8 protein-coding genes are annotated in these 6106 nt (G+C 69.2%); 6 read left to right on the top strand and 2 right to left on the bottom strand.

Annotated elements, in window-relative coordinates:
* The coding region (fmt, locus tag VDQ18_RS22360) for a methionyl-tRNA formyltransferase (RefSeq protein ID WP_323023073.1) at nucleotides 1–827 on the top strand (827 nt) is incomplete at its 5' end.
* On the opposite strand, the gene VDQ18_RS22365 is transcribed toward fmt, so the two are convergent.
* Entirely contained in the window at nucleotides 824–1486 is a 663-nt protein-coding gene (locus VDQ18_RS22365; protein WP_107754427.1) for a response regulator transcription factor, read from the bottom strand. The genes fmt and VDQ18_RS22365 overlap by 4 nt on opposite strands.
* 172 nt (nucleotides 1487–1658) lie before the next feature.
* Between VDQ18_RS22365 and VDQ18_RS22370 the strand changes: the two genes are divergently transcribed.
* Nucleotides 1659–2204 (top strand): carbon monoxide dehydrogenase subunit G, encoded by a 546-nt coding sequence (locus tag VDQ18_RS22370; RefSeq protein WP_323023074.1) that lies wholly within the window; start codon nucleotides 1659–1661, stop codon nucleotides 2202–2204.
* Between the two features lie 11 nt (nucleotides 2205–2215).
* Here the strand turns inward: VDQ18_RS22370 and VDQ18_RS22375 are convergent, their stop codons facing one another.
* Complete coding sequence (locus VDQ18_RS22375) at nucleotides 2216–2899, bottom strand: NnrU family protein (protein WP_323023075.1); 684 nt, start codon at nucleotides 2897–2899, stop codon at nucleotides 2216–2218.
* A 75-nt stretch (nucleotides 2900–2974) separates the two neighbouring features.
* Here VDQ18_RS22375 and VDQ18_RS22380 point away from each other — a divergent pair, with 75 nt between their 5' ends.
* From VDQ18_RS22380 to VDQ18_RS22395, 4 genes are all read left to right on the top strand, one after another.
* Complete coding sequence (locus VDQ18_RS22380; RefSeq protein WP_323023076.1) at nucleotides 2975–3574, top strand: DNA-3-methyladenine glycosylase I; 600 nt, start codon at nucleotides 2975–2977, stop codon at nucleotides 3572–3574.
* Nucleotides 3571–4464 (top strand): type II CAAX endopeptidase family protein, encoded by an 894-nt coding sequence (locus VDQ18_RS22385; RefSeq protein WP_323023077.1) that lies wholly within the window; start codon nucleotides 3571–3573, stop codon nucleotides 4462–4464. Before VDQ18_RS22380 ends, VDQ18_RS22385 begins: the two co-directional genes overlap by 4 nt.
* A gap of 55 nt (nucleotides 4465–4519) precedes the next feature.
* Nucleotides 4520–5464 (top strand): acetyl-CoA carboxylase, carboxyltransferase subunit beta, encoded by a 945-nt coding sequence (accD, locus tag VDQ18_RS22390; RefSeq protein WP_323023078.1) that lies wholly within the window; start codon nucleotides 4520–4522, stop codon nucleotides 5462–5464.
* 2 nt (nucleotides 5465–5466) lie between these two features.
* Nucleotides 5467–6106 (top strand): bifunctional folylpolyglutamate synthase/dihydrofolate synthase (locus VDQ18_RS22395; RefSeq protein ID WP_323023079.1); only part of this gene is annotated, 640 nt, incomplete at its 3' end.

The raw sequence follows: 6106 nt of genomic DNA on the forward strand, positions 1-6106 counted from the left end.
TGGTCTGCGTCTATTGCCAGCCGCCCCGTCCCGCCGGTCGCGGCAAGCAGGAACGTCCGACCCCGGTGCATGCGAAGGCGCTGGAGCTGGGCCTGCCGGTGCGCCACCCGGCCCGGCTGAAGGACCCCGCCGATCAGGCGGATTTCGCCGCGCTGGGGGCCGATGTGGCGGTGGTCGTGGCCTACGGCCTGATCCTGCCGCAGCCGGTTCTGGACGCGCCGAAACACGGCTGCCTAAACATCCATGCCTCGCTGCTGCCGCGCTGGCGGGGGGCGGCGCCGATTCATCGGGCGATCATGGCGGGGGATGCGGAAACCGGGGTCTGCATCATGCAGATGGGGGCGGGGCTGGATACTGGGCCGGTGCTGCTGCGCGAGGCGATGGCCATCGGCGCGACCGAGACCACCGCCGAATTGCACGACCGGCTGTCGGCGCTGGGCGCGCGGCTGATCCTTCAGGCGCTGGACCGGCTGCCCAGCCTCACGGCCGTCCCACAGCCCGAGGAGGGCGTCACCTACGCCGCCAAGATCGACAAGGCCGAGGCGCGGGTGGACTGGACCGCCCCGGCCACGCAGATCGCCCGCCAGATCAACGGCCTCTCGCCCTTTCCGGGCGCCTGGTGCGACACGCCGGCGGGGCGGTTGAAACTGCTGAACGCCGAAGCCACCGACGAGACCGGCCCCCCCGGCACCATCCTCCACGGCCTGACCGTGGCCTGCGGCACCGGCGCCGTCGCCATCACCCGCGCCCAGCGCGAGGGCAAGCGGCCGATGGAGGCGGACGAGCTGCTGCGCGGCCTCGGCTGGGAGCCGGGAACCCGGCTTTAACCTTCGGGGACGAAATGGGCGAAACGGGCCTGCTGGGCGATCAGCACCGCCTGCGTCCGGCTCTGCACCCCCAGCTTGCGCATGATCGCCGTGACATGGGCCTTCACCGTCGTCTCGGCGATCGACAGCTCGAAGGCGATCTGCTTGTTCAGCCGCCCCTGACACAGCAATTCCAGGATTTTCGCCTGCTGCCGGGTCAACTGCGCCAGACGCCCCACCGCCTCGGCCGCGCCATCGTCGGCTTCGTCGGCGACGCCCTCGGGCAGCCAGGTCTCGCCCCGGCCCAGGGCCTCCAGCGCTGCGCGGAAACTCTCGCGGCCCGCGTGTTTCGGCACGAAGCCCGCAGCGCCTGCCGCCAGACCGGCGCGGATGAGCCGCGGTTCGGCCATGGACGACACCACCAGCACCGGGATCTCGGGATGCGTGGTGCGCAGGCGGATCAGCCCGTCCAGCCCCTCGACATCCGGCAGGTCCAGATCCAGCAACACCAGTTCCGGGCGGGGCGGGGCCTCCAGCCGGTCCAGCGCGGCGCCCAGCGAATGGGCGGCGTCGACCTCGACCACCCCGGCGATGCCGCGCAGTGTCAGGGCCAGCGCGTCGCAGAACAGCGGGTGGTCATCGACGATCAGGGCGCGGGCGAAGGAGTCGAGGGGCGGCATGGCTGTCTCCGGCTAACCGGGCCCCACGATAGCAGCCCGCCCGCCGTCCCGAAACCGCCACGAAAGTCCCCCGGCACTGCGCCCCATGCGACCAAGGTCTGACAGACGAAAGCCTGCTTTCGCTGTCTGACGCGCTGTCCTATGGTGCCCGCGACTTTGGGAGGGAACCAGCATGCAGATGAACGACAGCCGCCTGATCGCCGCGCCGCCCGCCGTGGTCTGGGCCGCGCTTCTGAACCCGGAGGTGCTGAAAGCCGCGGTGCCGGGCTGCGAGGAACTGACCGGCAGCGTCGCCGAAGGCTATGAAGCCGCGGTGGTGCAGAAGGTGGGGCCGGTGAAGGCCCGCTTCACCGGTCTCGTGACCTTCGCCGATATCGTCGAGGGCCAGAGCCTGACGCTGCAGGGCGAGGGCAAGGGCGGCGCCGCCGGTTTCGCCAAGGGCGAGGCCAAGGTGGCGCTGGAGCCGGCGACGCTGGAGGACGGGACCGACGGCACCAAGCTGACCTACACCGTCGATGCCAAGGTCGGCGGCAAGCTGGCGCAGCTGGGCAGCCGGATCATCGACGGGTTCGCCCGCAAGATGGCCGATGAATTCTTCAGCCGCTTCGCCGATGCGGTCGAGGGGCCGAAGGACGCACCGGAAGCCGAGGCCGAGGCTCCGGCTGAGGGTGAGGCGCCGAAAAAGGGCTGGTTCAAGCGGATGCTGGGTTCGGAGTAACCTGCGCCAGGCTAGAGCCCGGCCAGCGGATCCACCCCGATCACCAGCGGGTGCAGCCAGATCAGCAGCGCCCAGACGGCCACCCCCGCCAGCATCGGCACGACGGGCGGGGGGCCCGGCCGCCATCGACCCGTCAGCAGCCCTGCAAGCGGCACGATCGAGGTGTTCCGCGACAGAGCCTCCCACTCGGGCATCTGGCGCCGCTTGCGCCGGTCGATGGCGGCCATCCCGGCCAGCGCGAACAGGCCCATCGGGCCGAAGAGCAGCAGATGCGCGAGGTCGCCATTGGCGATGGCATGGGCAAAGGCCCAGAGCGCCAGCGCCCAGAGGACCGGATGCCGTGTCACCCCGGCGACGCCGGGCCGCGCCGGATCGAAGGGCGCGGCGCGCGAGCCGAAGCTCAGCGGATTGGTCCCGGCCAGCGCCCCCGCGACCAAGAGGCAGGCCCCCAGCATCAGCGCCCCCGCCACCCAGACCTGCCAGGGCGCCGGATCCCAGAGGGCGACATAGGGCGCCCGCCCCGCCGCGACGATCACCCAGACCAGCAGCAGGATGGACAGCGCCGAATAGGCGAGGCCGAAGCCGGCATGCCCCAGCCGGGCCACCAGCGGCGCCTTCAGCCCCGGCCGCGCGGTCAGCGCATGCGAGCCGATGAACACCGCCATCGCCAGTGCGAAATTCCCCCAGCCGTCCATCTCGCCCCCCGTCTGCAGCGATTGACCCTGCCCCGATTTCCCCGACAATGCCACCCGACGCAACCGGAGAGTGCTATGCGAACCGAACCCGGCCCCGATGGCCAGCCCCGCTGCTGGTGGTGCCTGTCGACCGACCAATATGTGGCCTATCACGACGACGATTGGGGCTATCCCGTCGCCGACGACCGCAAGCTCTTTGAAAAACTGACGCTGGAGGCGTTCCAGTCCGGCCTGAGCTGGCGCACCATCCTGGAAAAGCGCGACGGCTTCCGCGCCGCTTTCGCCGGGTTCGACGCAGCGAAAGTTGCCGCCTTCACCGAGGCGGATGTCGAGCGTCTGCTGCAGGACAAGGGCATCGTCCGCCACCGCGGCAAGATCGAGGCGACGATCAACAACGCGCGGCGGCTGCTTGACCTGCAGGCATCGGGCACCAGTTTCGCTGCCTATCTGTGGTCTTTCGAGCCGCGTGACCCGGGCCCTGTCGGGGTCTCGACCACGGCCGAATCGCTGGCCATGTCCAAGGACCTGAAGAAACGCGGCTGGAAATTCGTGGGACCGACGACGATTTACGCCTTCATGCAGGCCGCCGGGGTGGTGAACGACCATCTGCCGGACTGCAGCCATCACGCCAAATCGGTCGCCGCCCGCGCCGCTTTCGAAAGACCCGCGGCGTGAGCCTGACCGGGATCCCGCTCAGCTATGAGCCGCTGGTCGCCCCGGCCCGGCCGCGGCGCCAGATCTGGCGCACGCTGCTGGGTCTGGCGATCACCGGCGCGGTCTATTTCGGCTGGATGGTGGGGCTGGCGATGCTGGCCGCCTGGTATCAGGGCGTGCCCTTCGACCGGCTGCTTTACCGCGTCGCCACCGGGGCCGATCCCTGGGGGATGATCCTGCTGCTGGGCGGGTTCCTCGGTGGCTGGATCGGTGTCTGGGTGGCGATCCGTCTGTTGCACCGGCGGCGGCTGGGCAGCCTGCTGGGGCGGGCGCCCGCGGTGCTCAGGGATTTCGTCACCGGCCTGGTGATCCTGGCGCTGATCGGCGGCGGGCTTACGCTCGTGATGATGCCGATGCTGCCGCCCCTGACCCTGCGGCCCGATGTCTCGGTCTGGCTGGCCTTCCTGCCGCTCGCTTTGCTGGGTGTTCTGGTCCAGACCGGGGCCGAGGAAGTGCTATTCCGCGGCTATCTGCAAAGCCAGCTTGCCGCCCGTTTAGCCCAGCCGCTGATCTACCTGACGCTGCCCGCGATCCTGTTCGGCCTCGCCCATTACAACGCCGAGGAGCGGGGCGCCGACGCCTGGCTGGTCGTCGGCTCGACCGCGCTTTTTGGCCTGATCGCGGCGGATGTGACGCAACGGACCGGCAATCTGGGCATGGCCTGGGGCCTGCATTTCGCCAACAACGTGCTGGCCATGCTGGTGCTCAGCGTCACCGGCGCGCTGAACGGGCTGGCGCTGTTCGAGGCGGGCGATCTCGCGCCCGAGATGGCACGCCCGCTGCTCGTCGCCGACATGCTGGTCACCGTCGCGGTCTGGGCGGTCTGCCGCCTCTGGCTCAGACGCCGCTGATGTTGCATTCCCGTGGGTCCCGGCCTATCTGGACCCAACAGCAGGGGGAGACCCGATGAACTGGATCACCAACTACGTCCGTCCGACGATCAACTCGCTTTTCTCGCGCCGCGAGGTGCCCGAGAACCTGTGGACCAAATGCCCCGAATGCGGGACGATGCTCTTCCACCGCGAGCTGACCGATAACCTTCAGGTCTGCACCAACCCGTCCTGTCAGCACCATCTGCCGATCAGCCCGCGCGACCGCTTCAAGGCACTGTTCGACGGCGGCATCTTCGGCGAGGTGGCGGTGCCCGAGCCGGTCACCGACCCGCTGCAATTCCGCGACCAGAAGAAGTACCCCGACCGGATGAAGGCTGCCCAGAAGGCCACCGGCGAGAAAGAGGCGATGCTGGTCGCCGAGGGCGAGATCGGCCGCCAGCTGGTCGTCGCCGCAGCGCAGGATTTCAGCTTCATGGCCGGGTCCATGGGCATGTATGTCGGCAACGCGTTGATTGCCGCCTGCGAACGCGCGGTGGAACGCCGGGCGCCGCTGGTGGTCTTTGCCGCCGCCGGGGGCGCGCGCATGCAGGAGGGGATCCTGTCCCTGATGCAGATGCCGCGCACCACGGTCGCCATCCAGATGCTCAAGGAAGCGGGCCTGCCCTATATCTGCGTGCTGACCCATCCGACCACCGGCGGCGTCACCGCCAGCTACGCGATGCTGGGCGATATCCAGATCGCCGAGCCGAACGCGCTGATCTGCTTCGCCGGACCCCGGGTCATCGAACAGACCATCCGCGAGAAATTGCCCGAAGGCTTCCAGCGCGCCGAATATCTGCTGGACCACGGCATGCTGGACCGCGTCACCAACCGCAAGGAGATGCGGGGCGAGTTGATCACCATCCTGCGCATGCTCTCCGGCCTGCCGCCTGCGGTGGCAGGCGAGCTTCCCGCCCCGGCCGAGGGCGCCGATTCCATCCCCGCCGCCCCTTCGGCCGCGGAAACGGGTGAGCCCTGATCGTGACCGCTGCATCCTCGGACGTCATCCTGCAACGCCTGATGGCGCTGCACCCGAAGATCATCGACCTGACGCTGGATCGCGTCTGGGCGCTTCTGGAAAAACTGGGCAATCCCCAGAACGACCTGCCGCCGGTGATCCATGTCGCGGGCACCAACGGCAAGGGTTCGACGCAGGCGATGATCCGCGCCGGGCTGGAGGCCGCGGGCAAGACGGTGCACGCCTATACCTCGCCGCATCTGGCGCGGTTCCATGAGCGGATCCGCGTGGCGGGCGAGCTGATTTCGGAGCCGGACCTCGCGGCGCTTCTGGATGAATGCGAGGCGGTGAACGGCGGCACGCCGATCACTTTCTTCGAGATCACCACCTGCGCCGCAATCCTGGCCTTCGCCCGGACCCCCGCCGATTACCTGCTGCTGGAAGTGGGTCTTGGCGGGCGGCTTGACGCGACAAACGTCGTGGCGAAACCGGCGCTGACCGTGATCACGCCGGTGTCGATCGACCACCAGCAATATCTGGGCGAGACGCTGGCCGAGATCGCTGGCGAAAAGGCCGGGATCCTCAAGCGCGGCGTGCCCTGCGTGGTTGGTCCCCAGGCCGAAGACGCGCTGGCGGTGATCGAAAGCAAGGCCGAGCGCCTCG

This window comes from Pararhodobacter sp. (assembly GCF_034676075.1).
In the GTDB taxonomy this organism is placed as follows: Bacteria; Pseudomonadota; Alphaproteobacteria; order Rhodobacterales; family Rhodobacteraceae; genus Pararhodobacter.

What these genes read in the sequence shown, in the direction of transcription:
- VDQ18_RS22365 (WP_107754427.1), bottom strand. Translation starts at nt 1,486, where the DNA reads ATGCCGCCCCTCGACTCCTTCGCCCGCGCCCTGATCGTCGATGACCAC.
- VDQ18_RS22370 (WP_323023074.1), top strand. Translation starts at nt 1,659, where the DNA reads ATGCAGATGAACGACAGCCGCCTGATCGCCGCGCCGCCCGCCGTGGTC.
- accD (WP_323023078.1), top strand. Translation starts at nt 4,520, where the DNA reads ATGAACTGGATCACCAACTACGTCCGTCCGACGATCAACTCGCTTTTC.
- VDQ18_RS22375 (WP_323023075.1), bottom strand. Translation starts at nt 2,899, where the DNA reads ATGGACGGCTGGGGGAATTTCGCACTGGCGATGGCGGTGTTCATCGGC.
- VDQ18_RS22380 (WP_323023076.1), top strand. Translation starts at nt 2,975, where the DNA reads ATGCGAACCGAACCCGGCCCCGATGGCCAGCCCCGCTGCTGGTGGTGC.